The sequence below is a fragment of the Ruegeria sp. SATB027 genome (assembly GCF_059613825.1).
The window spans coordinates 23701-47578 of sequence record NZ_JBXWTH010000017.1 but is presented as its reverse complement, the minus strand read 5'-3'; the positions used below and the strand labels follow the sequence as shown (position 1 = coordinate 47578).

General features: G+C 57.9%; 19 protein-coding genes. 13 read left to right on the top strand and 6 right to left on the bottom strand.

The genetic code is table 11. The features are described from left to right. Window positions 1-53 precede the first annotated feature (53 nt). Window positions 54-674 carry a thiamine phosphate synthase gene (locus AC2FPW_RS02205; protein WP_267366340.1) on the top strand — a complete coding sequence of 207 codons (621 nt, stop codon included), beginning with the start codon at window positions 54-56 and terminating at the stop codon, window positions 672-674. Here the strand turns inward: AC2FPW_RS02205 and AC2FPW_RS02200 are convergent. After that, a complete protein-coding gene (locus tag AC2FPW_RS02200) occupies window positions 671-1813 on the bottom strand; it encodes a HupE/UreJ family protein (protein ID WP_496812424.1) in 1143 nt (380 codons plus the stop codon). The genes AC2FPW_RS02205 and AC2FPW_RS02200 overlap by 4 nt on opposite strands. A gap of 170 nt (window positions 1814-1983) precedes the next feature. Here AC2FPW_RS02200 and AC2FPW_RS02195 point away from each other — a divergent pair, with 170 nt between their 5' ends. From AC2FPW_RS02195 to AC2FPW_RS02185, 3 genes are all read left to right on the top strand, one after another. Continuing rightward, window positions 1984-2877, top strand: coding sequence for a PfkB family carbohydrate kinase (locus tag AC2FPW_RS02195; protein ID WP_496812423.1), 894 nt, complete (start codon window positions 1984-1986; stop codon window positions 2875-2877). Next, window positions 2874-3785, top strand: a complete 912-nt coding sequence (locus AC2FPW_RS02190; protein ID WP_496812421.1) for a pseudouridine-5'-phosphate glycosidase — start codon at window positions 2874-2876, stop codon at window positions 3783-3785. The genes AC2FPW_RS02195 and AC2FPW_RS02190 overlap by 4 nt, the downstream gene beginning before the upstream one ends. A gap of 65 nt (window positions 3786-3850) precedes the next feature. Continuing rightward, a complete protein-coding gene (locus AC2FPW_RS02185) occupies window positions 3851-4531 on the top strand; it encodes a DUF502 domain-containing protein (protein ID WP_267365243.1) in 681 nt (226 codons plus the stop codon). Here AC2FPW_RS02185 and AC2FPW_RS02180 read toward each other — a convergent pair whose 3' ends face one another. Next, window positions 4532-5560 (bottom strand): patatin-like phospholipase family protein, encoded by a 1029-nt coding sequence (locus tag AC2FPW_RS02180; RefSeq protein WP_496812581.1) that lies wholly within the window; start codon window positions 5558-5560, stop codon window positions 4532-4534. It abuts the gene before it with no gap. A 61-nt stretch (window positions 5561-5621) separates the two neighbouring features. Next, a complete protein-coding gene (locus AC2FPW_RS02175) occupies window positions 5622-6395 on the bottom strand; it encodes a 3-hydroxybutyrate dehydrogenase (protein ID WP_496812420.1) in 774 nt (257 codons plus the stop codon). Between the two features lie 300 nt (window positions 6396-6695). On the opposite strand from AC2FPW_RS02175, the gene AC2FPW_RS02170 reads away from it, so the two are divergent. Both AC2FPW_RS02170 and AC2FPW_RS02165 read left to right on the top strand, forming a co-directional pair. Further along, on the top strand, window positions 6696-8513 hold the full coding sequence (locus AC2FPW_RS02170; RefSeq protein WP_496812419.1) for an extracellular solute-binding protein: 1818 nt from the start codon (window positions 6696-6698) through the stop codon (window positions 8511-8513). Window positions 8514-9067: 554 nt separating this feature from the next. Then, window positions 9068-9307, top strand: a complete 240-nt coding sequence (locus AC2FPW_RS02165) for a hypothetical protein (RefSeq protein ID WP_209503780.1) — start codon at window positions 9068-9070, stop codon at window positions 9305-9307. On the opposite strand, the gene AC2FPW_RS02160 is transcribed toward AC2FPW_RS02165, so the two are convergent. Continuing rightward, a complete protein-coding gene (locus AC2FPW_RS02160) occupies window positions 9296-9919 on the bottom strand; it encodes a helix-turn-helix domain-containing protein (protein WP_209503779.1) in 624 nt (207 codons plus the stop codon). The genes AC2FPW_RS02165 and AC2FPW_RS02160 overlap by 12 nt on opposite strands. A 65-nt stretch (window positions 9920-9984) precedes the next feature. Here AC2FPW_RS02160 and AC2FPW_RS02155 point away from each other — a divergent pair, with 65 nt between their 5' ends. From AC2FPW_RS02155 to AC2FPW_RS02140, 4 genes are all read left to right on the top strand, one after another. Beyond that, window positions 9985-11502, top strand: a complete 1518-nt coding sequence (locus tag AC2FPW_RS02155; protein ID WP_496812580.1) for a class I adenylate-forming enzyme family protein — start codon at window positions 9985-9987, stop codon at window positions 11500-11502. Next, window positions 11499-12158, top strand: coding sequence for a DsbA family oxidoreductase (locus AC2FPW_RS02150; protein ID WP_480584548.1), 660 nt, complete (start codon window positions 11499-11501; stop codon window positions 12156-12158). Before AC2FPW_RS02155 ends, AC2FPW_RS02150 begins: the two co-directional genes overlap by 4 nt. Before the next feature lie 76 nt (window positions 12159-12234). Then, window positions 12235-13443 carry a multidrug effflux MFS transporter gene (locus AC2FPW_RS02145; protein ID WP_496812417.1) on the top strand — a complete coding sequence of 403 codons (1209 nt, stop codon included), beginning with the start codon at window positions 12235-12237 and terminating at the stop codon, window positions 13441-13443. Between the two features lie 57 nt (window positions 13444-13500). After that, window positions 13501-15159 (top strand): tetratricopeptide repeat protein, encoded by a 1659-nt coding sequence (locus AC2FPW_RS02140; protein ID WP_496812416.1) that lies wholly within the window; start codon window positions 13501-13503, stop codon window positions 15157-15159. Between the two features lie 145 nt (window positions 15160-15304). On the opposite strand, the gene mfd is transcribed toward AC2FPW_RS02140, so the two are convergent. After that, window positions 15305-18763: a transcription-repair coupling factor gene (gene mfd / locus AC2FPW_RS02135; RefSeq protein ID WP_496812415.1), complete on the bottom strand. Its 3459-nt coding sequence runs from the start codon at window positions 18761-18763 to the stop codon at window positions 15305-15307. 21 nt (window positions 18764-18784) lie between these two features. Continuing rightward, entirely contained in the window at window positions 18785-19309 is a 525-nt protein-coding gene (locus tag AC2FPW_RS02130; protein WP_480486469.1) for a component of SufBCD complex, read from the bottom strand. Window positions 19310-19428: 119 nt separating this feature from the next. Between AC2FPW_RS02130 and hemB the strand changes: the two genes are divergently transcribed. The 3 genes from hemB (at window position 19429) to AC2FPW_RS02115 (ending at window position 23771) form a co-directional block, all read left to right on the top strand. Continuing rightward, window positions 19429-20427: a porphobilinogen synthase gene (hemB, locus tag AC2FPW_RS02125; protein ID WP_480485484.1), complete on the top strand. Its 999-nt coding sequence runs from the start codon at window positions 19429-19431 to the stop codon at window positions 20425-20427. 143 nt (window positions 20428-20570) lie between these two features. Then, the gene (locus tag AC2FPW_RS02120; protein WP_209503773.1) at window positions 20571-21143 is read left to right on the top strand and encodes a lipid-binding SYLF domain-containing protein; all 573 of its coding nucleotides are present in this window, start codon (window positions 20571-20573) and stop codon (window positions 21141-21143) included. A gap of 165 nt (window positions 21144-21308) precedes the next feature. Continuing rightward, window positions 21309-23771 (top strand): penicillin acylase family protein, encoded by a 2463-nt coding sequence (locus tag AC2FPW_RS02115; RefSeq protein WP_496812414.1) that lies wholly within the window; start codon window positions 21309-21311, stop codon window positions 23769-23771. Window positions 23772-23878: the final 107 nt, after the last annotated feature.

Genomic DNA, 23878 nt, shown 5'->3' with positions numbered 1-23878 from the left:
CCAGCCGCAATCCGCTAAACCGCGCCAAAGACTGAAAGCCGAAGGACGCGCCCATGGACACCCCCGAGCAGCCGCAGATTTACCTGATCACGCCTCCGACCATCGAGTTGAGCACGTTCACGAACAAGCTGGCGACTGTGCTGGACGGGGTCGAGATTGCCTGTATCCGCCTCGCTTTGGCCGGAAGCGACGAAGATACCATCGCCCGTGCAGCGGACGCTTGTCGCGAAGTCGCCCATTCGCGCGACGTGGCCATCGTGATCTCGAACCATGTATTGCTGGCGCAGCGTCTGGGGCTGGACGGGGTACACCTGGATGATGCTGCACGCTCGGTCCGCACCGCGCGCAAGGAACTGGGCGCCGATGCAATCGTCGGAAGCTTTTGCGGCGCGTCCAGCCATGATGGCATGACTGCTGGTGAAAACGGAGCGGATTATGTGGCCTTCGGTCCTGTCGGCTCGGCCAAACTGAGGGACGGGACCCGCGCCGAAAAGGACCTGTTCCAATGGTGGTCAGAGATGATCGAGGTTCCGGTTGTGGCCGAAGGTGGGTTGACGCCCGAATTGATCCGTGATCTGGCCCCCTGCACCGATTTCTTTGGCATCGGCGATGAGATCTGGGGCAGTGACGATCCGCTTGGCGCACTGAAAACGCTGCTGGCCGCGTTGCCTTAACCCTGCACCCAAGGCTCGACTATCCAGTAGACACCGGCACCTGCAATCAGCATCGAGGCCAGAACCGATACCCGGCCTCGTTTACGGTGTGAGCCGCCAGAAAACAAAAGCGCCAGAGCAAGCCCGGAAAAGGCTACAACAACAAGCGGCAGAATATTCCCGGCGCCAAAGCCCAAGATGGCCGGAGGCAGATGATCTGGCGGCACCCCGATGCCGATCAGGGCCGACGCAAATACCAGACCTTGAAGACCGCCAATGGCGAGAACGGCCAGCAAACGCCAGACCTGCAATCGCCGGGCAACCAGGTTCCACAGCGCCAGAACGATGGTCGAAGCCACCAGAACCGGGGCCTCGCTCACTTTTCCTGCATCCAATACGCCATACAAACCCAGCCCAAGCCCGATCAGAGCGCCCGCTGACAGGAACACCAGTTGAGATACCACTGGGCGCAATTTCAAAGACAGAAACACTAGCGCCAAAACAAGAATGGATGGCTTAATTGGGTTTCGGAGAAACTGATCGACCCCTTTTGTGAAATATGTCTGCAATGTTTGTTGCGTTGTCAGAGACGCCCCGCCTTGCAAGGGGATCAGCGGGCTGGCTTCACCGGCAGCCAAATACCCGGTGTATGGCGCCGCGACATTTTGCTGTCGCAGAACGATGGCTCCGCTTTCTGACGGCCAGATCAGACGCAGGTTTGACGCCTGATCGGGCAAAGGAGCAGTCAGTAACAGTTTGGAAACCCGCACTTTCTCCGTTTCTCCCACAACAGGAATACGCACACCTTCATAAGATAAACTCAATCGCTCTGGTGCCTCCACGATAAGATTATGTTTCCAGAGCTGAACGAACTCTCTGATCTGGGGTTCCAGCTCAGAGGAAACCAGTCGTCGCAAGGATGTGTAGTTTGGATCGTCGGAAAACACAGCGGGCTGCGCGGGATTGTTCCCGGTTAACATGGCCTCGGCATTCCATTTCAACTCTAGAAACAGAGTGTCGGACTTGACCCAGAAATCAACGACGGTCGGCGGGGCGGATTGCGCTCTGCCGGATCCGGGATGCATAACTACAAGAACAAAAAAACTCAGGACACAGGTTTTGAGGGTTCGAAAGATGGCGCGGAAAACAGGGCCATTCATACGAAAAGCTCCAACAGGAAAATCAAATCACCAATCATTGCTTTCGATTGTTCCCGCGAAGGCCGCAGATCGCAAGCCCAAAGGGCATATCGGACCTGTGCACCGTAAATCTCTGATTGCGGTAACGTTCTGACTTGCATGGGCATCACCGCTGCGGCATGACGTCCTTTATGACTCAGAACAGTAATATCCTGTGTATCGGTTCGGTCCTGTGGGACGTGATCGGACGATCGGCCAGTGCCATGCGGCAAGGCTCGGACGTGCCAGGCCGGATTACCCGCCTGCCGGGTGGTGTTGCGATGAACATAGCCATGACGCTGGTGCGTTTTGGTATGACGCCAACCCTGCTGACCGCCATTGGCCGCGACCCCGAGGGCGACGAGCTGATTCATGCCTGTTCCCGCCTCGGTATGATCACGGATCACATCTATCGCTCGCAGGACCTACCAACCGACCGATATATGGCCGTCGAAGGTGCCAACGGGTTGATCGCGGCCATTGCCGATGCGCATTCGCTGGAAGCCGCTGGCGCTAAGATTCTGCGTCCGCTGATGCACGGCCCGCTTGGCTATGAAAACACGCCCTTTGAGGGGCCCATTGCGCTTGACGGCAACCTGACCCTGAACCTGCTGGAAGAAATCGCCCAAAGCCCTGCATTTGCCCGTGCCGATCTGCGTGTTGCCCCGGCCTCGCCCGGCAAGGCCGAGCGCCTGTTGCCCTTCCTGAAACATGCCCGCGCCACGCTTTATGTGAACCTCGAAGAGGCAGGAATATTGTGCCAGCGCGAGTTCACCAATTCTGAATCCGCCGCAAAGGGCCTTCTGGATCGTGGCGCACTGCGCGTGCTGGTCACCGATGGCGGCAGCTCGGCCACGGTCGGCAGTTCGGACGAAATTCTGACCCAAACACCCCCCTCCGTTCTGGTCACCCGTGTGACCGGCGCCGGGGATACCTTCATGGCGGCTCATATCGCCTCAGAATCCGGCGGCGCATCGAGTGATGAGGCTCTGACCCGCGCTCTGCATGCCGCAGCAACCTACGTTTCTGGAGAAACCCCACTGTGATTGACATTCAATATTCAGCCGAGGTCCGCGCTGCCAAGGACGCGGATCATCCCATCGTTGCGCTGGAAAGCACCATCATCACCCATGGCATGCCCTACCCGCAAAACGTCGAAGTTGCGGTGCAGGTCGAACAGGACATCCGCGATGCGGGGGCGGTTCCGGCGACCATGGCGGTGATTGAAGGCAAATTGCATGTGGGGCTCGAGCCTGACCAGTTGCAATGGCTGGGTCAGGCGCAAGGCGTTGCCAAAATCTCGCGCGCGGATATGGCGGCCTGCATTTCGACCGGTGGTACCGGAGCCACAACCGTCGCCGCCACCATGATCGCCGCGCATTATGCCGGGATCGAGGTATTTGCCACCGGCGGCGTCGGCGGCGTGCATCAGGGCGCCGAAACCACGTTCGACATCTCGGCTGATCTGCACGAACTTGGCCATACACCAGTCACCGTCGTCGCAGCCGGGGCCAAGGCCATCCTTGATCTGGCCAAAACTCTTGAGGTTCTGGAAACGCTGGGGGTGCCTGTCATCGCCCATGGTCAGGATGCGTTTCCTGCCTTCTGGTCTGCAAAATCACCCTATGCTGCCCCCCTGCGCATGGACACTCCTGAGGCTATCGCCAAGGCCCATGCAACGCGTCGCGCGTTGGGCCTGCCCGGCGGGCAGCTTGTGGCGAACCCGATCCCGATCGCGGATCAGATCCCCTCCGAAATACTGGCCCCCATCATCGCCGAGGCACAGGCTGATGCAGATGCGCATCGGATCACCGGAAAAGATGTGACGCCCTATCTGCTGCAACGTATCTTTGAAAAGACCGACGGACGTTCGCTGACCGCCAACATTGCCCTCGTGCGCAACAACGCGCGCCTTGCTGCGGCGATTGCACGGGCACTGGCAGAACAGGGATAACGCAAGCCTATTGTGCCATGGATACCGATTGACTACCTAAATCCCGATAACCACTCGGAACCAAGATGAATACACCGTTCGACGAAGAACCGCATCATCGCCGCCCTGGCATGCTGGCACGGCTGCGCGCATCTTTCCTGACCGGCCTCGTCGTCATTGCACCGGTCTGGCTGACGGTTTGGCTGATTTGGTCGGTAGTCGGCTGGATCGACAGTGCCGTCTTGCCACTGGTGCCTCATCAGTTCCAACCGGAACAATACGTTGGTATCAACCTGCGCGGTGTGGGCGTCGTGATCTTCCTGATCTTTACCGTGATTGTAGGGTGGATCGCCAAAGGCATTCTGGGCCGGTCCCTGATCCTGTTCGCCGAAAGCGTGGTAGATCGGATGCCGGTCGTCCGCTCGATCTATTCCGGGATCAAACAAATCTCGGAAACAGTATTTGCCCAAACCGAACGGTCCTTTGAAAAGGCATGCCTGATCCAGTACCCCCGCCGCGGGATCTGGGCCATTGGGTTTGTCTCGACAACCGCCAGGGGCGAAATCAGCAAACGCGCAGAGACCGGAGGAGAGCTGCTCAGCGTCTTTGTTCCGACCACCCCCAACCCGACCTCGGGCTTTTTGCTGTTTTTCCCGGCGGAAGACGTAATTTTGTTGGACATGACAATTGAGGATGCCGCGAAACTGGTGATCTCGGCCGGGCTCGTTTATCCCAACGAAAAAGACCCTACGCAACCGCCCGAGTGATTAACCGAACATGGTCGGCAGATCGACTGTACTGGTCTGGCCCAGATCACTCTTGTGCTTGGTCAGAAAACGATCCGCTGCCGCCCGCCCCGCCTGTTTCGGCTTGTGCAAAATAACCGGGTTGGGCACGGTTTTGGTGGCAACAGACAGGCTGCTCATCAACTCGTTATCCGCAATCATATGCACCAGAACGCGGCTCATGTCCCCGGCCTTCAGCTTGCCCTCTTTCAGAAGCCGTTGAACAAAGCTGATTGCCCGCAATTCGCGAAACAGGGATGAGTTGAAGCTGATCTCGTTGATCCGGTTCTGGATCTGTTGCGGTGTGACCGGCACCGCGTCGCGTTCCAACGGGTTGATATTCACGATCACTACATCATCCGGCAGGTCATTGTTGAACAGCGGATAGAGCGCCGGATTACCAGTATAACCGCCATCCCAGTAGGCTTCGACCCGGTTCGTATTTGGATCAAATATCTCGACTGCCTTGAACAGGGTCGGCAGGCAAGCCGAAGCCAGAATGGCATCTGTCGAGACCTCCTCGCCAGTAAAGACGCGGATTTTTCCACTTCTCACGCAGGTGGCGCACACAAACAGGCGGGGTCCCGCATCGGCGCATACTTCCGCAAAATTGAACCTGTCCACCACCGGCTCCAGCGGATTGCTGTAGAATGGACCATAGGCATAAGGCGACACCATCCGCGACCAGGCATCACCGATTGAAAACGGCACCGAATATTCCATCGCCTGCGCGATTGCGGCCGGTTCCAACCCGCGAAACCAATTGGCTATACGCATGTCTCCAATCGCACCCATACGCCTCCAAAGCCCGTCCAGTTGCGCGCGCGCACCCTCACGTCCTGAATGAACCATCCCCGATTTGAACGCCGCACCGTTCAACGCACCGGCGGATGTTCCGGTGATCGCGGCTACCTCGATGTCTTCCTCATCCAGCAGTCGGTCAAGCACACCCCAGGTGAATGCCCCATGCGCACCGCCGCCCTGCAAAGCCAGATTGATCCGTATCACCACCCTCACCCTTCATCTTTTCAGAAATACTCCGGGGGTTTGGGGGCAGCGCCCCCAAGGCCAATCACAAGGCGGTCCAGCCGCCATCGACAGAAATCGTGGTTCCCGTGATCTGCGCCGCCGCGTCCGAGCACAGGAAAATGGTTGTCCCGCCCAGTTGCTCAACCGTGGCGAATTCCTTGGAAGGTTGCCGTTCCAGAAGCACGTTTTTTACAACCTCCTCGCGGCTCATATTGTATTCTTTCATCGTGTTCGGGATTTGGGCCTCGACCAGGGGTGTCAGCACATAGCCCGGGCAAATGGCGTTGCAGGTGATAGGTTCTTGCGCGGTTTCCAACGCAACGGTCTTGGTCATCCCCACCACCCCGTGCTTGGCGGCAACATAGGCTGCCTTGAATGGCGACGCCGTCAGGCCGTGGGCCGAGGCGATATTCACGATACGACCCCAACCCGCCTTGCGCATCATCGGCAGTGCGGCAGCGGTCGTGTGAAAGACCGAGTTCATGTTGATCGCAATAATCGCGTCCCATTTTTCCGCCGGAAACTGATCGATCGGGGAAACAAACTGAATGCCCGCGTTGTTCACAAGTATGTCGCAAGCTCCGGCCTGCTCAATCAGCGCCCGGCACTCTTCGCCTTTTGACATATCCGCCTTGATGTAACGCGCGTTGGTTCCGGTCTCTTTGGCAATCTCAGCGGCCAGCGCATGATCTTCGTCACGGTCCGTAAAGGAATTCAGGACGACATCTGCTCCGGCCTTCGCCAGCTCGCGCGCGACCCCTAGCCCGATGCCAGAATTAGACCCCGTGATAATTGCTGTTTTGCCGGAAAGGCTCATGACCGTTCTCCCTGAAGCGATGATTTGGTGCACAATGCCATGCTGCACCTGCAAAGAAAACGGGGAAACACACCTGCCTGAAATCCCAGCCTGACACTTCTCAAGCAGCCAAAAAAAACGCCCGCACGAAGCGGGCGTTAAGTTATTGAGGCAGGTTTCATACAGGCAAGAAACCTATCGAGCAGTGCATCCTTTATAAGCAATTCCACGCCTTCGTCCAAGCTAAAAGTTTGATAATATGAAAAATCATCACTACGGTGAATCCCAACAAAATAAGGCCAGAGCAGGATTGTTTCCAAAATGAGCCCGGATTTTCACCGACCGTTTCGACCACTTGTGGCGGGAATCGCAAGCATTTTCATGATCTCTGTCGCCCATGCAGAATCGTCACATGGCATAGCTATGTATGGGGACCCGGCCCTACCACCGGATTTTGTGTCCCTACCCTATGCCAACCCCGATGCCCCCAAAGGCGGCAAAGTCGTTTTCGGAAATACCGGCGGCTATAACAGCCTGAACCCGTTTTTGCAAAAAGGCACCTCGCCTTGGCAATTGCCATTTTGGACCCATGAAAGCCTGATGGGGCGATCCTGGGACGAACCTTTCACACTTTACGGGCTGTTAGCCGAATCAGTTGAGACGGCGCCGGACCGGTCGTGGGTTGAATTTACCATGCGGGAAGAGGCCCGGTTTTCTGACGGCAGCCCGGTCACGATTGACGACGTGATTTGGTCATATGAGACGCTCGGCACTCAGGGGCATCTGCGCTATCGCGGTTTTTGGGACAAAATCGACAAGATCGAACAGACCGGCCCGCGTTCGGTTCGGATTACTTTCAACGTGCCTGATCGCGAACTTGCCCTGCTCGCAGGGATGCGTCCGATCCTGCAAAAGGCGCAGTGGCAGGACAAGGATTTTGCCGACGCCGCCTTGCACGATGTCCCAATCGGCACCGGTCCCTATGTGATCGATAGCTACGAGGCGGGGCGCTATGTGAACCTTCGTCGCAACCCTGAGTATTGGGGGCAGGATATCCCGTTCCGTCGCGGTACCATGAATCTGGATGAAATGCGGATCGAGTTCTACGGCGACGGCAGCGTTCTGTTCGAGGCCTTCAAAGCTGGTGAGCTGTCAGCGGTGCGTGAGTTCAACGGCGACAAATGGGACACGCAATACAGCTTCCCCGCCGTTCAGCGCGGTGATGTCATCAAGACCGAGATACCGCATGGCAAACCGTCAGGCATGACCGGGTTCGTGATGAACACCCGCAAAGCCCCGTTTAACGACTGGCGCGTTCGCGAGGCCCTGACGCTGGCCTTCAATTTCGAATTCATCAACGACACGATCACTGGTGGGGCGCAGCCAAGGATTACGTCCTACTTCTCGGGCTCAGATCTGGCCATGCAGCCCGGACCGGCCCAAGGGCAGGTAAAAGCCCTGCTGGAACCCTTTGCCTCGGATCTGATCCCCGGCACGCTGGAAGGGTATGAACTGCCGAAGGGCGACGGTTCAGCCCGCAACCGCGCAAACATCCGCAAAGCCACCAAACTGCTGACCGAAGCGGGCTGGACCGTTCAGGACGGGGTCCTGCGCAACACGAATGGTGACCCGTTCAAAATGACGGTCTTGCTACAGCAGGGGGATAGCGAGATGGCGTCGGTGGTCGAGATTTATTCCCGCGCTCTGGAACGGCTTGGCATTCAGGTTACGACGGAGCAGGTCGACAACGCGCAGTATGTAGGGCGCACCGGGGAACTGGATTTTGATGTTACGCCCTTCCGGCGTGCTCTTTCACTGTCTCCCGGCAACGAACAGCGTTTGTATTGGGGAAGCGAGAACGCGGACACACCCGGTACACGCAACCTGATGGGCGTGGCCTCGCCCGCTGTTGATGCGATGATTGACGTCATGCTTGTTTCGGAAACACGTGAAGATTTCACTGCTGCAACCCGCGCACTTGACCGGGTTCTGACGGCTGGTCGCTATGTCATCCCGATCTGGAGTTTTGATGTCGGGCGGATTGCCCACATCCGCGAGCTCAAGTTCCCTGAGACAGTGCCAATCTATGGCGACGGACCACAATACATGCCGGAAGTGTGGTGGTACGACGCCAGGTAATCACTTGAACATCAGGACAGCCGGGCTTTGCACGACACCGGCTGTTCACCGCGGGGTGTTGGCGGACCCCTTGAAATACGCGATTCCTTTACGCTTCCTGCACGATTGGCCCCGAAGAACTACGCCTGTCGGCGGAATTCAGCACATGGCCATCACACTCAGGTCTACGTTTGGCGACAGCAGGTCGCAGCCTCACATGCAGGCCATATCGGATGCCGGTCGATCCCATGAGACCCTCCTTCAGCCTGCTTCGGTCAACGTCAAAAGCTGCATTGAATTGCGGTAGTTAGACATTGCCCAAAGATGGAGGTCGCCTTTGCAACCTGCGCGCCGGGAATACCCGGTTCCGCACCAAACAGGTCTCCTGATCCGCAGGTACTTTCAACGGTTTCGAGCCTGCCGCCTTGTTGCGGCAGGTATTGCAGAGGCACAATCTTGTAAAAGGAATGCAGAGACATGCTGCGACATTTTGTCATGTCTTCCCTAACGGCACCCATTACGTACCCTAAAGAGGGGGAGAGCAGTCCTAATCGCTACATAAGGAAAGCTCATACATGATGAACTGGACGGATCTGACACAAGACTGGAATGCGGCCTACGCACGTGCAAAGCGGCGTTTTCCGAATTTGCGTGACCAGGACATGATGCGCGTATCAAAAGACCGTAAAGGGTTCGAAGCCTATCTGGCAGAGCGTCACCAGTTAACCATGAACGAAGCTCATGAGGAGGTCGAAGATTTCCTGTTCACCGAAGGTCTGAACAGAGAATTCTGCCGCGCGTCGCTAAGCAAGTGATGTGACCCAAAGGATTGTCGCGTCTTCGTCGCTGACAGAGATTACGTTGTGGCCCATGCTGCCATCGTAATAGGCGCTGTCACCCCTGCGCATTTCAACCGGCTCGTAGAACTCGGTATAAAGCCGGACAACACCGGTCAGAACATACATGAACTCTTCGCCATCGTGGCGCACCCAGCCGTCGAATTCGTCCATGGACCGCGCCCGAACCCGCGCACGGTAGGGCAGCATGTGCTTCTTGGTCAGGGTTTCGGCCAGCAACTCATGCTCGTAGGTCGTTGTCGCGTGGGCCGCCCCTTCGCCCATCCGGGTAATCGCCATCCGTCCGATGACCTGGTCCCGCTGCGGCGGTGTGAAAAGCTGAGGCACCGAGATTTCCAACCCAACCGCAAGCTTTTTGAGCGCGTCATAGGTAGGTGACATCTGCCCGTTCTCGATCTTGCTGAGCGTCGAACGGGCCAAACCGGCCTGACTGGCGGCCTGCTCCAGCGTCCATTTCCGCGCTTTTCGCAATTCGCGCACGCGCGCGCCAAGGTCCAGCGGTTCAACTTCGGTGTGATCGCCGGAATCGCGGGCAATTCGGATCAGGGATTTGGGGTCTTGGGTGCTCATGCCATTCTCTATAGGCTTGGCCAGCCGCGCTTGCAACGCGCCAGACACCGCGTTAGCCAATGGCCATGTTATCTGTCTTCGATCAGGGGGCACCCGTGCCCTGCCCAGCACCCTTCAATCTGGCAGCGCATGTCCTTGGCCGTGCCGATCAGGTCCCTGACAAAGTGGCGTTGTCGGTACTAATGCCCCACGGCGCGCAGGACTGGACCTATCGCGACCTGCGATCTGCCGTGTTGGGCACAGGCGCGGGGTTGCTGCAATCAGGTCTGACACCCGGCGATACCGTTCTGATGCGGCTCGGCAATACGGTGGATTTCCCGATTGCCTATCTGGGCGCGATTTCAGTGGGTATCATTCCGGTGCCGACATCGTCGCAACTGACGGAACCCGAAACCGCCAGAATGATCGACGATCTGTCCCCGGCTGCGGTTCTTCGTGATCCCGCTGTCTCATGCGCGCCTCATCCCAGACAGATCGAGTTGGATGAACTGAAGGCCATGCGCCATTTGCCCCCGGCCAGCTATGACCTGGGCGACCCCGAGCGCATGGCATATGTCGTCTACACCTCGGGAACCTCGGGCAGTCCGCGCGCCGTGGCCCATGCCCATCGGGCAATCTGGGCGCGGCAGTTGATGGTCGATGGTTGGTATGGTCTGCGCACGTCCGATCGGCTGTGTCACGCCGGAGCGTTCAACTGGACCTATACACTTGGCACCGGTCTGATGGACCCGTGGACCATCGGCGCAACCGCCTTGATCCCGGAACCGGGCACGGACATCTCCGCCCTGCCCGCTCTGCTTCACCAGCATCGCGCAACGATCTTTGCGGCGGCACCGGGGGTCTTTCGCAAATTGGTGCAAGAGTATGAGCAAATCAGCTTACCTGACCTGCGCCACGGTTTATGCGCGGGGGAAAAGCTTTCGCGCGCCCTGCACGAGAAATGGTTAAGCGCCACCGGTACGGAATTGTTCGAAGCCTATGGTATGTCCGAATGCTCGACCTTCATATCCTCCAGCCCGGCCCATCCCGCACGCGGCGACGCATTGGGGCACCCGCAACCGGGTCGTCGCGTGGCCATTCTGGGCCCGGACGGCCCGGTGCCGCAGGGGCAAGAAGGCACCATCGCCATTCATCGGTCTGACGCTGGATTGATGCTGACCTACCTCAATGCACCGGATGAAGTTGAAACCCGGATGCAAGGCGAATGGTTCCTGACCGGAGATCAAGGGGCAATGGCAGTGGACGGCCAGATCAGTTATCTGGGCCGGGACGACGACATGATGAATGCCGGAGGCTACCGCGTGTCCCCGGTCGAGGTCGAAGCCGCCCTGTCCCGTTTTCCCGGCATCACGCAGGTCGGCGCGGCCGCGGTCGAGGTCAAACCGGACACATTTGTGATAGCAGCCTTCTATACCGGCCCGGAAAAGCTGGACGATGCAGCCCTGCGCACCTATGTCGAGGCAAACTTGGCACGTTACAAACAACCACGCGCCTTCATCCACCTGTCTGCGCTGCCCACCGGTGGCAATGGCAAACTCCTGCGCCGGGCGTTGCCGGCCTATTTCGAGGCACCAGCCACATGACCCAGACCGTCAAGCTCGACATCCTGTCCGATCCGATCTGCCCGTGGTGCTATATCGGCAAAACGCATCTGGACAAAGCATTGGCCAATGTGCCCGAGCACCCTTTTGTCATCGAATGGCATCCGTTTCAGTTGAACCCTGATATGCCGGACGCAGGTATGGATCGTCGCGAATATCTGGAACGCAAGTTCGGTGGCAAGGACGGTGCCGTACGTGCTTATGCGCCCGTGGTTGAACACGCTGAAAACGCTGGTCTGAAGATCGACTTCGAAGGCATGAAACGCACACCCAATACTCTGGATGCACATCGCCTGATCCATTGGGCCGGGATCGAAGGCAAACAGAATGCTGTCGTCGATGCGCTATTCGATGCCTACTTCGTTCAGGCCCGCGATATCGGCGACCCCGAGGTCCTGTCCGACATCGCAGACAGTGCCGGAATGGACGCTGCGGTGGTCATGAAGCTGCTGAAATCCGACGCTGATCGCGAGGATATTCGCAACCGCGATACTCATTCTCGTGAAATGGGCGTCAGCTCGGTCCCGACCTACATTGTTGCCAATCAACATGCCGTTCCGGGTGCTCAACCGCCTGAAATGTGGGAGAAAGTGATCGCTGAAATCATGTCTCAACTTGACACTTATCCTGCAGAATAGCACAGAGGTCTGTGCGAATTTCCAGTCTGGTCTAACCTGACCCGCCATGATAGCGCGAACAGGTTAGGAGTGCTTCATGGCCAACCGCATGTCGAAGGCGGAATTCATTGCGCTGATCGCAATGATGTTCGCCACTATCGCGTTTTCGATCGATTCAATGCTGCCCGCCCTGCCTGAAATCGGCGCGCAGCTTAGCCCTGATGACGTCAATCGCGCCCAACTGATCTTGACATCCTTCGTTCTGGGAATGGGTATCGGTACATTCTTTACCGGCCCGCTATCGGATGCGCTGGGGCGCAAGCCAGTGATCTTTTGCGGTGCGCTTTTGTACATTGCGGCTTCGGCTGTTGCCTGGGCCAGTTCTTCGCTGGAACTGGTACTGATTGCGCGTGTTGTGCAGGGTCTGGGCGCTGCCGGGCCACGTGTCGTGGCGATGGCCATCACGCGTGACTTGTATTCGGGCCGGGAAATGGCACGCATCATCTCGATTGCCATGATGATCTTTACGTTGGTACCAGCAGCGGCTCCGATGCTGGGCGCTGGTGTTATCGTTCTCTTCGGTTGGCGCGGGATCTTCGTGTCCTTTATCCTGTTTGCTCTGATCGTCGTGTTGTGGATGAGCACACGACTTCCCGAATCTCTGGCCGTCGAGAACCGCCGTCCCTTCCGTCTGCATCTGATGATTGCGGCTGTGAACGAAATGTTTGCGCATCCCACTGTGCGCTTGTCTATCTTCGTGCAAACCTTGTGCATGGGGACCTTGTTCACCATGCTGACTATGGTGCAACCGGTCTATGATGTGATCCATGATCGGGCCGACAGCTTTCCCTTCTGGTTCGGATTTGTCGCCCTGATGTCAGGTTCGGCCAGCCTTTTGAACGCGGCTTTGGTGGTGCGTGTCGGGATGCGCCGGATGGTGACTTTTGCCTTCGGCGCGCAGATTGCCATCACGTCTGTCGTCATCATCCTGAACATGGCGAACCTTTCGCCCGATATGTCATTTGCCCTGTTTGTCTTCTGGCAGACGATGGTCTTTTTCATGGCTGGTGTAACCATCGGCAATCTGAATGCCATTGCCATGGAACCCATGGGCCACATCGCGGGCATGGCCGCGTCGGTTGTCGGGTCGATTTCAACCGTACTGGCCGCGGCAATCGCCGCCCCGATCGGGCTTCTGTTCAACGGGTCCATCGCGCCTTTAACAATTGGCATCCTGAGTATGTGCGTTCTGGCGTTTGGCCTGATGATCCACATGGGTCGCATCGAAGAAAGGCTGCCTGCCTGACCTGTGAATTGCGGGTGAATCACGCTATCCTACCCTGAACTTACGGGAGGAACTGCGATGAACGATTATTACGATCTGGGCAGCTATTCCTGCCCAGTTTCCACTTCCAGTCCCGAAGCTCAGCTGTGGTTCGACCGAGGGCTGAACTGGACATACGGCTACAACCACGAAGAAGCGGTTGTCTGTTTCCAACGCGCGGCCGAGCATGATCCGAACTGCGCGATGGCCCATTGGGGTGTCGCGTATGCCGCCGGACCAAACTACAACCTCCCCTGGGACCTGCTGGATGAGAGAGGTCGGGAAGAAGCGTTGTCACGGGCTTACGACGCGATGCAGAAAGCTCTTAGCCTGCTCGCAGGATGCACTGCCGTCGAACAGGCCTTAATTCAGGCCTTGCCTGCGCGTTACCCGCAACGCGGTCCGGTTGAGGACATGCACCAATGGGACCACGGTTTTGCCGACGCGATGCGCGCGGCATTTGCGGCGCACCCGGACCACCTTGACTTGCGTACCATCTATGTCGAAGCACTGCTGAACCTGACACCGTGGAAAATGTGGGATCTGGAAACGGGTCAACCCGCCCAGGGCGCGGCAACGAAGGAAGCGCAAGATGCGCTTGAATGGGCCATGGCGAACGATCCGTCTGCGATGTCTCACCCGGGCCTGCTGCACCTCTATGTTCATCTGATGGAGATGTCTCCAACACCAGAAAAAGCCCTGAAAGCAGGGGATATCCTGCGCACATTGGTTCCGGATGCAGGCCACTTGGTACATATGCCGACACATATCGATGTGCTCTGCGGACATTACCACAACGTTGTGCACTGGAACGAAAAAGCCTCGGAAGCCGACCAGAAGTATTACGAACGCGAAGGCGCGTTCAAAATTTACACAGGCTATCGCCAGCACAATTATCACTTTGCCATCTACGGTGCGCTTTTTCTTGGACAGATCGAACCCGCCCTACGTGCAAATCAGGGATTGTGGGATACAACGCCCGAAGAATTGCTGCGCATCGAAAGCCCCCCGATGGCCGATTACTTCGAAAGCTACATGTCCATGGGCCCTCACATCCTGATCCGGTTTGGCCGCTGGGACGAGGCTAAGGCACTGAAACTGCCCTCAGATCCTGACCTGTTCCGCACTCTGACCGCCACAACGCACTACGCGCGCGCCATCGCTCATGCAGCAACCGGTAATATCGCCAATGCCGAGGCCGAAGAAAATCTGTTCCTTGCTGCCAAGGAATGCGTTCCGGAAACACGCAGGCTGCACAACAACCGTGTGATTGACCTGCTGGAAATTGCGCGGGAAATGCTGCGCGGTGAGATCGAGTACCGCAAGGGCAACTGTGAAATCGCTTTTGCCCATCTGCGCCGCTCGGTCGAGTTGGACGATACCTTGCCCTATGACGAACCCTGGGGATGGATGCAGCCGACCCGCCACGCGCTTGGGGCGCTTCTTTTCGAACAAGGACGGCTGTCCGAAGCTGAAAACGTCTATCGTGAAGATCTGGGTTTGGGCGGCACGCTAAGTCGCGCCTCGATACATCCTGACAACGTATGGAGTTTGAAGGGCCTTTACGATTGCCTCAAGGCACGCAGCGAACAGGTCGAAGTCCTGCAGATCAAACAGCGGCTCGACCAGGCGTTGGCCCGCGCCGACCGAATGGTAGCTGCGTCCTGCTTCTGTGCGCAGGCGGCAATGCGTAGCTAAAATGTCTTGATCGTGCTGACACACGATGCCTCCGGCGGGGATATTTTTAGCCAGATGAAGCAGGGATCCGCTTCTTCATCTGGCCGTAAATATCCCGGGGGAGATGCGCGGAACGCGCAGCGGGGGCAGAGCCCCCTCCCACATCTCAACCTGCTTTAACCTTTTTCTGCGCGGCGACCACTTTTTCAGCAAGATCGCGGGCAATTGCAAAAGCCCCTTTAATCTTGTCGCTGTCTTTTTTCCAGTCCCGGCGCACGACGATCTTGTTGTCTTTGACCTTGGCCATACCGCGTTGATTTTGAATGAACTCAACCAGTCCCTGCGGCGAAGCGAATTTGTCATTGTGAAACTGGATGGTCGCGCCTTTCGGTCCGCCGTCGAGCTTTGCGATCCCTGCGCGTTTACACATGGCCTTGATCCGCACAACCAGCATCAAGGTATTCACCTCCTTCGGCAATTTGCCAAAACGGTCAATCAATTCCGCAGCAAAGCCTTCCAGTTCGACCTTTGTCGACAGCGATGACAGGCGGCGATAGAGCCCCAGGCGCACATCCAGATCTGGCACATAGTTCTCGGGGATCAGAACCGGCACACCCAGATTGATCTGCGGGGCCCATTGATCGTCTGCATCCGACAGCCCCTCCATCTCGCCGGCTTTGATCTTGGCAATCGCCTCTTCCAGCATGGATTGGTAAAGCTCATAGCCGACATCGCGCATCTGGCCGGATTGTTCTTCACCCAACAGGTTGCCCGCACCACGTATGTCCAGATCCTGCGAGGCCAAAGTAAAGCCGGCCCCCAACGTGTCCAGCGAGCCCAGAACACGCAGGCGTTTTTCGGCGGCAGCAGTCAGTTTCTGGCGCGGTTTGGTGGTCAGGTAAGCATAAGCACGGGTTTTCGAGCGCCCAACGCGCCCCCGGATTTGATAGAGCTGGGCAAGGCCAAACATGTCCGCACGGTGCACGACCATCGTGTTTGCGGTCGGGATGTCCAAACCGCTTTCGACGATTGTTGTGGCCAGCAGCACATCGTACTTGCCGTCATAAAACGCGTTCATCCGATCATCGAGCTCACCCGCTGCCATCTGGCCATGGGCAACCACGTAAGTGAGCTCAGGCAGTTGATCTTTCAGAAATTCTTCGATCTCAGGCAGGTCCGAGATGCGCGGTACAACATAGAAACTTTGCCCCCCACGATAGTGTTCACGCAGCAGCGCTTCTCGGATTGTGACTGCATCAAACTCGCTGACATAGGTGCGGATTGCCAGTCGGTCGATTGGAGGTGTTCCGATAATCGACAGGTCGCGCACGCCGGTCAACGACAGCTGCAGCGTGCGCGGGATCGGTGTCGCGGTCAGGGTCAGCACGTGAATGTCCGAGCGCAGCTGTTTCAGCCGTTCCTTATGACCCACGCCAAAATGCTGTTCCTCGTCAATGATCAGAAGCCCCAGATTGTTGAACCGTATGTTCTTGGCCAAAAGCGCGTGCGTTCCGATCACGATGTCCACTGTCCCGCGGGCCAGCCCGTCACGGGTTTTTTGGGCTTCTTTCGCCGAAACAAAGCGTGACAATTGCCGCACCTCCATCGGGAACCCCCGAAAGCGTTCCCTGAAACTCGCGGCATGCTGGCGGGCCAGCAGGGTGGTGGGCGCTACAACTGCAACCTGAACGCCCGACATGGCTGCGACAAATGCGGCACGCATGGCAACCTCGGTCTTGCCAAAGCCGACGTCACCGCAGATCAGACGATCCATTGGTACGCCGGAATGGATATCTTCCATCACATCCGAGATCGCCCGCAACTGGTCTTCGGTTTCCTGATACGGGAATCGCGCGCTGAACTCCTCCCACGCGTGGGGCGGCGGATCCATGACCGGGGCTTTGCGCAGCGCGCGTTCAGCGGCGATGCGGATCAGCTTATCGGCCATCTCGCGGATGCGCTCTTTCAGCTTGGCCTTCTTTGCCTGCCATGCACCGCCGCCCAAACGGTCCAGCAGACCTTCGTCATGTCCGTATTTCGACAGCAATTCTATGTTTTCGACCGGCAGGTACAGCTTTGCCTGCTCGGCATATTCCAGCAACAGGCATTCATGGGCAGCACCAGCTGCGGTGACGACCTCCATGCCCATGTAACGACCTATGCCGTGATCCACGTGAACAACCAGATCACCGGGGCTGAGCGATTGGGTTTCGGTCAGAAAGTTTTCGGCCTTGCGGCGCTTTTTGGGCTGACGGATCAGCCGGTCGCCCAGCACATCCTGTTCAGCGATCACCGTTAGATCAGGACTTTCGAACCCGTGCTCCAACGCCCAGACGGCAAGGTGCAAGCCGCGTTTACCAATGCGGGTGCCATTGGCCACATGTATCGCCTCGGCCAACCCTTCGTCTTCGATCAGGCCGGTCAGGCGTTCCCGCGCGCCATCGGAATATGAGGCGATCAGCACCGGTCCTTTGTCGAGCTTTGCAGTGATGTGACTGGCCAAAGCACCGAACAGGCTGATGCTTTCTTGCTGGCGTTCCGGTGCAAAGTTGCGCCCGATGCGTCCGCCCGCATCGATGACACCGGGGCCAGAGGCTTGCGGCAGCGGGCTGAACTGCAAAACCCGACGATCCGCGACCGCCGCCTCCCAGGCGGTATCGTCAAGATACAACAACCCCGGAGGTGTGGGTTTATAGACCGTGTCCATGCGGGATCGGTTTTCCAGCGCCAGTCGCCGGGTTTCGTACTGATCGGCAATCGTATCCCAACGCGCCAGACGCGCGGGCGTCACCTGATCATCGACAGTGATCACCGCATCCGGCAAATAGTCGAATAACGTCTCAAGTTTTTCGTGGAAGAACGGCAGCCAATGTTCGATCCCCTGATGTTTGCGGCCCGCGCTTACGGCCTCATACAATGGGTCATCTGTACCGGCGGCACCAAACTCGATGCGATAGTTCTGACGGAACCGGGTTATGGCGGCCTCGTCCAGGATGACTTCGGACACCGGTGCAAGTTCAACGATGTCCAGCTTTTCGGTTGTTCGCTGGGACGCCGGATCAAAGCGTCGCGCACCGTCCAGAACGTCACCGAACAGGTCCAGCCGAACCGGGCCCGTCTCTCCCGGAGGGAAGATGTCGATGATGCCGCCACGGATGGCGTAATCGCCGGGTTCCATCACCGTTGGACTTTGTGTGAACCCCATACGCACCAGAAAGTTTCGCAGAGCGGTTTCATCTATGCGATGGCCAACTCGGGCAGTAAACGCCGCCTCTCGCAAAACTTCTCGTGCCGGGACGCGTTGAGTCGCGGCGTTCAGCGTGGTCAGCAATACATACTGTTGGGGCATCTGGTGAACCAGCGCCGCCAGTGTGGCCACGCGCGCCGCCGAGATATCCGCATTGGGCGAGACCCGATCATAAGGAAGGCAATCCCAGCCCGGAAACACAAAGACAGGCATCTGAGGCGCAAAGAACGCCAGTGCGGAACGCATCGCTTCCATCCGCTTGTCATCGCGTGCGACATGGGCCACCGGCCCCTTGCTGCGGGCAATCTCGTTCAGCACCAGCTGCGCGTCAAACCCTTCGGGGGCGCCGCCAACTGTCACGTGGTTCGGAGCCTTCATCGCCTCGCCTTTCAGAATCTTCTATCCCAGAACGCCAATCGAAAGGTTCTGATACATGCCCCAGAACGAAGTGACCAGTATCGAGATCATGCCGATGATCTGGGTATACAGTCGGCAGCGGGAAATTGTTTTTGAGACAGTTTCGAGTGTCAATTCCTGCCGCCGAAGACGCCTTGCATGCACGATATTGACCAAAAGCACCAAGGTCATTGGGAACAAAAGCAAAAACAGGGCCTGCGCGAATTCGACGTCATAATAGAACCCAAGCGTGGCCATCCCGGTGAACAGAAAACACCCAAACGCCAAAAGGATGGTGCCAGACATGTCGACAATCAGCAGAATCCGATTTGTATGGATGCGAACGATGTCGAGCAGATCGGTTTCAACCTGACCTCCGATCCGGCGGGCACGGACAACCAGATCATATGGGATGCCCATCACCCAGTGGCTGGCCGACGACCAGAGTACCGCCAGTACGATCCAGAACCACAGATTCGAAAAGCTGCGCATATCGATGAGTTCAAAGATCGAAGAGTACCAGTCCAAACCCAACCCTTTATTCACACTACTCAGGGGGGTTCCATCTAGGCGCGCGTCCATTGATACCCTTGAGACCTTTGTGAATTCATGCCACCCAATGCACGAATGTTCAAGGAGAACGCGCCATGAAACCGACCATTGCCCCATTTCCCATGACCCGCTTTCGCCGCGCCCGTCAATCACAGGCAATTCGTGCGCTGGTGCGTGAGAACACTCTGACAACGGATGACCTGATCTGGCCGGTTTTCGTACGCGAAGGCGAAGGCATTGAAGAGCCCGTGCCCTCGATGCCTGGTGTGGTTCGCAGATCGGTTGACCTGATTGCCAAAGCGGCGGTCGAGGCCCAGGCCCTTGGGATTCCTGCGATTTGCCTCTTTCCCTACACCGACCCTGCGCTGAAAACCGAAGACTGTGCCGAGGCATGGAACCCCGACAACCTGTCAAACCGGGCCATTCGGGCAATCAAGGCAGCGGCTCCGGACATTGCCGTAATGACGGATGTGGCGCTTGACCCGTATAACATCAACGGTCACGACGGATATGTCGTTGACGGCGAAATCGTCAACGACCAGACCGTCGAGGCACTGGTAAAGATGACGCTGGCACAGGCCGACGCCGGTGCGGATATCATCGGCCCGTCGGACATGATGGATGGCCGGATCGGGGAAATGCGTCGCGCGCTGGAAGGTGCAGGCTATCACAACGTGATGATCCTCAGCTATGCCGCAAAATATGCCAGTGCATTTTACGGACCCTTCCGCGATGCGGTCGGCGCATCGGGGGCCCTGACGGGCGACAAGAAGACCTACCAGATGGACCCCGCAAACTCGGACGAGGCTTTGCGCCTGATCGAACGCGATCTGACTGAAGGCGCGGATATGGTGATGATCAAGCCGGGCATGCCTTATCTGGATATCTGCCGCCGCGTGAAAGACAGTTTCGGTGCGCCGACATATGCCTATCAGGTATCGGGCGAATACGCGATGATCCAGGCTGCAGCCCAGAACGGCTGGATCGATGGCGAGAAGGTGATGCTGGAAAGCCTTCTGGCCTTCAAACGCGCCGGTTGCGATGGAATTCTGACCTATTTCTCTCCTCAGGTTGCGCGCATCCTGCAGGGGTAAAGCCCGCAAGTTTCGCGATATTTCGCCGATAAGATTGCCCGATCGGGCAGCTTTCCCGTGACACATCGCCCTGATCGGCGTATCCTTGCCGCCAAGACCGGGATCACCCGGCATATCAGGCACAGTTACAGAGATATAAAACCATGAGCAGTTCCAACTCCCCCCGACTGAATCGTCGCGGCTTTGCCTTGGGCATGGCAGGTCTGAGCTTGACCGCCGCCTGCGGCAACGGTGTCGGCAATTCCAACGCAGCAACAATCGATGCCCGTGTCGACGCAACGCTGACCGAGATGTACAGCCGCTATCCCAATACGGTTGAGATTGCGAACAAGGCCAACGGCATGCTGGTCATGCCGCTGATTACCGAAGCCGGTTTCGTGTTCGGTGGCGGTTACGGTCGCGGCGCACTGCGCATCAGCGGTGCAACAGTTGACTTCTACTCGGCGGTCAAGGGCACGGCCGGGCTACAGATCGGCGCGCAGCAATATGCGCATGTTCTGTTTTTCATGACCGAAGACGCCCTGAACGATTTCCGTCGTTCCAGTGGTTGGACAGCCGGAGCAGATATTGGCTATGTGGTTAGCGATCAGGGCGATTCCCTGTCGACAGACACAACGACACTGCGCTCGCCCGTTCTGGCCGCCATCTTCGGACAGGCTGGGCTTCAAATCGGTGCGACCGTGGAAGGCACGAAATATACCCGCATTATTCCATAACTCGGGCTTCCCACTTCTTCTGACAAACCCCATCACAGCGGAATGCTGCGGTGGGGTATTTGTTTTCATCCTTTCTGCACAGGTTCTTGCCGCGTTCCTCTTTCGGTTGGACCCGCCATCCACTAATCTCCGCGCAACCTTCATGTACTAGAATTTGGGGCAGTAATGGGTCTTGTTTTCCGCTGGCTGGTGCGCATCGTGTCGGGTCTGATCATGCTGATCCTCGCCGCAATGGGCCTTGTCTATTTTCTGGCCAGCCAATCCCTGCCGGATTATGACCAGAAACTCGAAGTCAACGGGTTGACCGCTCCGGTTGAGATCGTGCGCGACACCGCCAATGTGCCGCACATACTGGCCCAAAATGACCCAGATGTGTTTTTCGGTCTTGGATATGCCCACGCGCAGGATCGATTGTGGCAGATGACGGTCATGCGCCGCACCGCGCAGGGCCGCTTGTCCGAAATCTTTGGACCACGCACCCTGCGCGTTGACAAGCTGCTGCGCCGACTGGATCTGTACGGCCTTGCCCATCGCTCGGTCGAAGTGCAGGACGACTATACCAAGGCCGCCCTTCGTGCTTATGCGGCCGGGGTCAACGCACGCCTGACCGAGATCAACGACGAGGCCTTGGGGCGCGGCGCGCCTGAGATGTTCCTGTTCAATGCACCCGTCTCGCCCTGGCAACCGGGTGACAGTATCGCCGTGATCAAGCTTATGGCGCTGCAACTGTCCGGTCACCTGACCGACGAGGTTCTGCGGGCGCGTACGTCTTTGATGCTGAGCAATCCTGACAGGCTGGCAGATATTCTGCCCGATGTTCCCGGCCCCGGCATTGCTGCGTTGCCTGAATATGCTTCGCTGTTTCCCAACCTTCCACGCTATGCCGCTGGTACGAGTTTTCCTGAAACGCTGCTGTCACCCCTTCCCAAACGCGGGCTGGCGGGGGCATCAAACGCCTGGACTGCTGCGCCTTCGCGCTCGGCAAGCGGTGGAACATTGCTGGCCAACGACCCGCATCTCGGCTTCACAGCACCCGGCGTGTGGTATCTGGCGCATCTTGGTCTGGAAAAGGGAAGCGTCATTGGGGCCTCGATCCCTGGTATTCCCGCAATCATGACCGGCCGCAGTGACCGTTTGGGTTGGGGGGTGACGTCATCCTATCTTGACGATCAGGACATTCATATTGAGCAGCTGAACCCGGAAAACCCCGAAGAATACCTGACCCCGGATGGCTATAAGGAGTTCCAGACTCGTCCTTCGATCATTGAAATCAAGGGGGAAGCTCCGGTTACACTGACGCTGCGCTGGACTGAAAACGGGCCAGTGTTACCCGGTACGGATTACAAGCTGGAAACCATCACACCGCCCGGCCACGTGGCGTCTTTGTCCTGGACGGCGCTCAGCCCGCAAGACACTTCGATGACGGCGTCCATGGCCCTGATGAACGCGGACAACGTGCAGAACGCCGTAACCGTGGCCCGGCAATTCATTGCGCCCTCGCAAAACCTGTCACTGGTCGACAAAACGACAATAGGGATGAAACTGATTGGCGCCATGCCCCGGCGTGACCTGCAGAACCAAAGCCGCGGGCGCATTCCGACACCCGGCTGGATCGAAGCAAACCGCTGGCAAGGCCGCCTGCCCTACGCCAACAACCCGGAATTCGTGGCCCCTGCCGGTGGCGTTCTGGGCAACACCAACAACAAGATCATCGACCGCCCGTTCCCGGATCATGTGTCCTACGAGTGGGGTGACACTCAGCGCGTACATCGCTGGGAACGCCTGATGCAATCGCGTGAGGTGCATACCCGCGACAGTTTCATTGAGGCGCAACTGGATACGGTCAGTTTCACCGCGCGCTCTCTGCTGCCGCTGATCGGTGCTGACCTTTGGTACACCGGTGCCTCGGCCCCTGAAGGGACGCCCGAACGACAGCGCCAGATTGCGCTGTCGCTGCTGGCGGACTGGAACGGCGAGATGAACGAGCACCTTCCCGAACCGCTGATCTATGCAGCCTGGGTGCGGGCGCTTCAGATCCGCCTGATTTCGGACGAGCTTGGGCCGCTGGCCAGCGAATTCAAACATGTCGAGCCCCTGTTCATCGAACGGGTCTATCGTGACATTGATGGCGCCGGTGTCTGGTGCGATGTACGACAAAGCGCGCCGGTTGAAACCTGTACCGAAATGGCACGACTTGCGCTGGATGACGCGCTGATCTGGATCACCGAACGCTACGGCAGCGCACTGGAATCCCTGCGCTGGGGTGATGCCCATCAGGCAACCCACGACCACCCGGTTCTGGGGAACGTGCCTATACTTCGGTATTTTGTGAACATTCGCCAATCGACCAGTGGCGGCGACAACACCTTGCTGCGCGGGCGCACGTCGGGCGAAGGGCTCGACCCGTTTCAGAACGTCCACGGGGCCGGGTATCGCGGTGTGTATGACTTTGCCGATCCCAACAGCTCGGTCTTTATCACCGCTACCGGCCAATCGGGCCATTTCCTGTCGCGCTATTACGACGATCAGGCGCAGCTGTGGCGGCGTGGCGAGTATATTCCCATGTCGCTGGACCTTGACCTTGCCCGCGCCGCTGCTGTCGGAGTGACCAATCTGATCCCACGTTAAGCATCAGGGTTTCGGCGACTCCCCGCCCCTTTTTGTCCGGACCGTGGACGCCATGCGGCAGTTTCGCCTACCATCACCGGGCGAACTGTTTCGGACCAGGGGGAAAC

Coding starts and splice junctions, on each gene's coding strand:
- AC2FPW_RS02205 (WP_267366340.1), top strand. CDS start 54: ATGGACACCCCCGAGCAGCCGCAGATTTACCTGATCACGCCTCCGACC.
- AC2FPW_RS02200 (WP_496812424.1), bottom strand. CDS start 1,813: ATGAATGGCCCTGTTTTCCGCGCCATCTTTCGAACCCTCAAAACCTGT.
- AC2FPW_RS02195 (WP_496812423.1), top strand. CDS start 1,984: ATGACTCAGAACAGTAATATCCTGTGTATCGGTTCGGTCCTGTGGGAC.
- AC2FPW_RS02185 (WP_267365243.1), top strand. CDS start 3,851: ATGAATACACCGTTCGACGAAGAACCGCATCATCGCCGCCCTGGCATG.
- AC2FPW_RS02175 (WP_496812420.1), bottom strand. CDS start 6,395: ATGAGCCTTTCCGGCAAAACAGCAATTATCACGGGGTCTAATTCTGGC.
- AC2FPW_RS02170 (WP_496812419.1), top strand. CDS start 6,696: ATGAGCCCGGATTTTCACCGACCGTTTCGACCACTTGTGGCGGGAATC.
- AC2FPW_RS02165 (WP_209503780.1), top strand. CDS start 9,068: ATGATGAACTGGACGGATCTGACACAAGACTGGAATGCGGCCTACGCA.
- AC2FPW_RS02160 (WP_209503779.1), bottom strand. CDS start 9,919: ATGAGCACCCAAGACCCCAAATCCCTGATCCGAATTGCCCGCGATTCC.
- AC2FPW_RS02155 (WP_496812580.1), top strand. CDS start 9,985: ATGTTATCTGTCTTCGATCAGGGGGCACCCGTGCCCTGCCCAGCACCC.
- AC2FPW_RS02150 (WP_480584548.1), top strand. CDS start 11,499: ATGACCCAGACCGTCAAGCTCGACATCCTGTCCGATCCGATCTGCCCG.
- AC2FPW_RS02145 (WP_496812417.1), top strand. CDS start 12,235: ATGGCCAACCGCATGTCGAAGGCGGAATTCATTGCGCTGATCGCAATG.
- AC2FPW_RS02140 (WP_496812416.1), top strand. CDS start 13,501: ATGAACGATTATTACGATCTGGGCAGCTATTCCTGCCCAGTTTCCACT.
- mfd (WP_496812415.1), bottom strand. CDS start 18,763: ATGAAGGCTCCGAACCACGTGACAGTTGGCGGCGCCCCCGAAGGGTTT.
- hemB (WP_480485484.1), top strand. CDS start 19,429: ATGAAACCGACCATTGCCCCATTTCCCATGACCCGCTTTCGCCGCGCC.
- AC2FPW_RS02120 (WP_209503773.1), top strand. CDS start 20,571: ATGAGCAGTTCCAACTCCCCCCGACTGAATCGTCGCGGCTTTGCCTTG.
- AC2FPW_RS02115 (WP_496812414.1), top strand. CDS start 21,309: ATGGGTCTTGTTTTCCGCTGGCTGGTGCGCATCGTGTCGGGTCTGATC.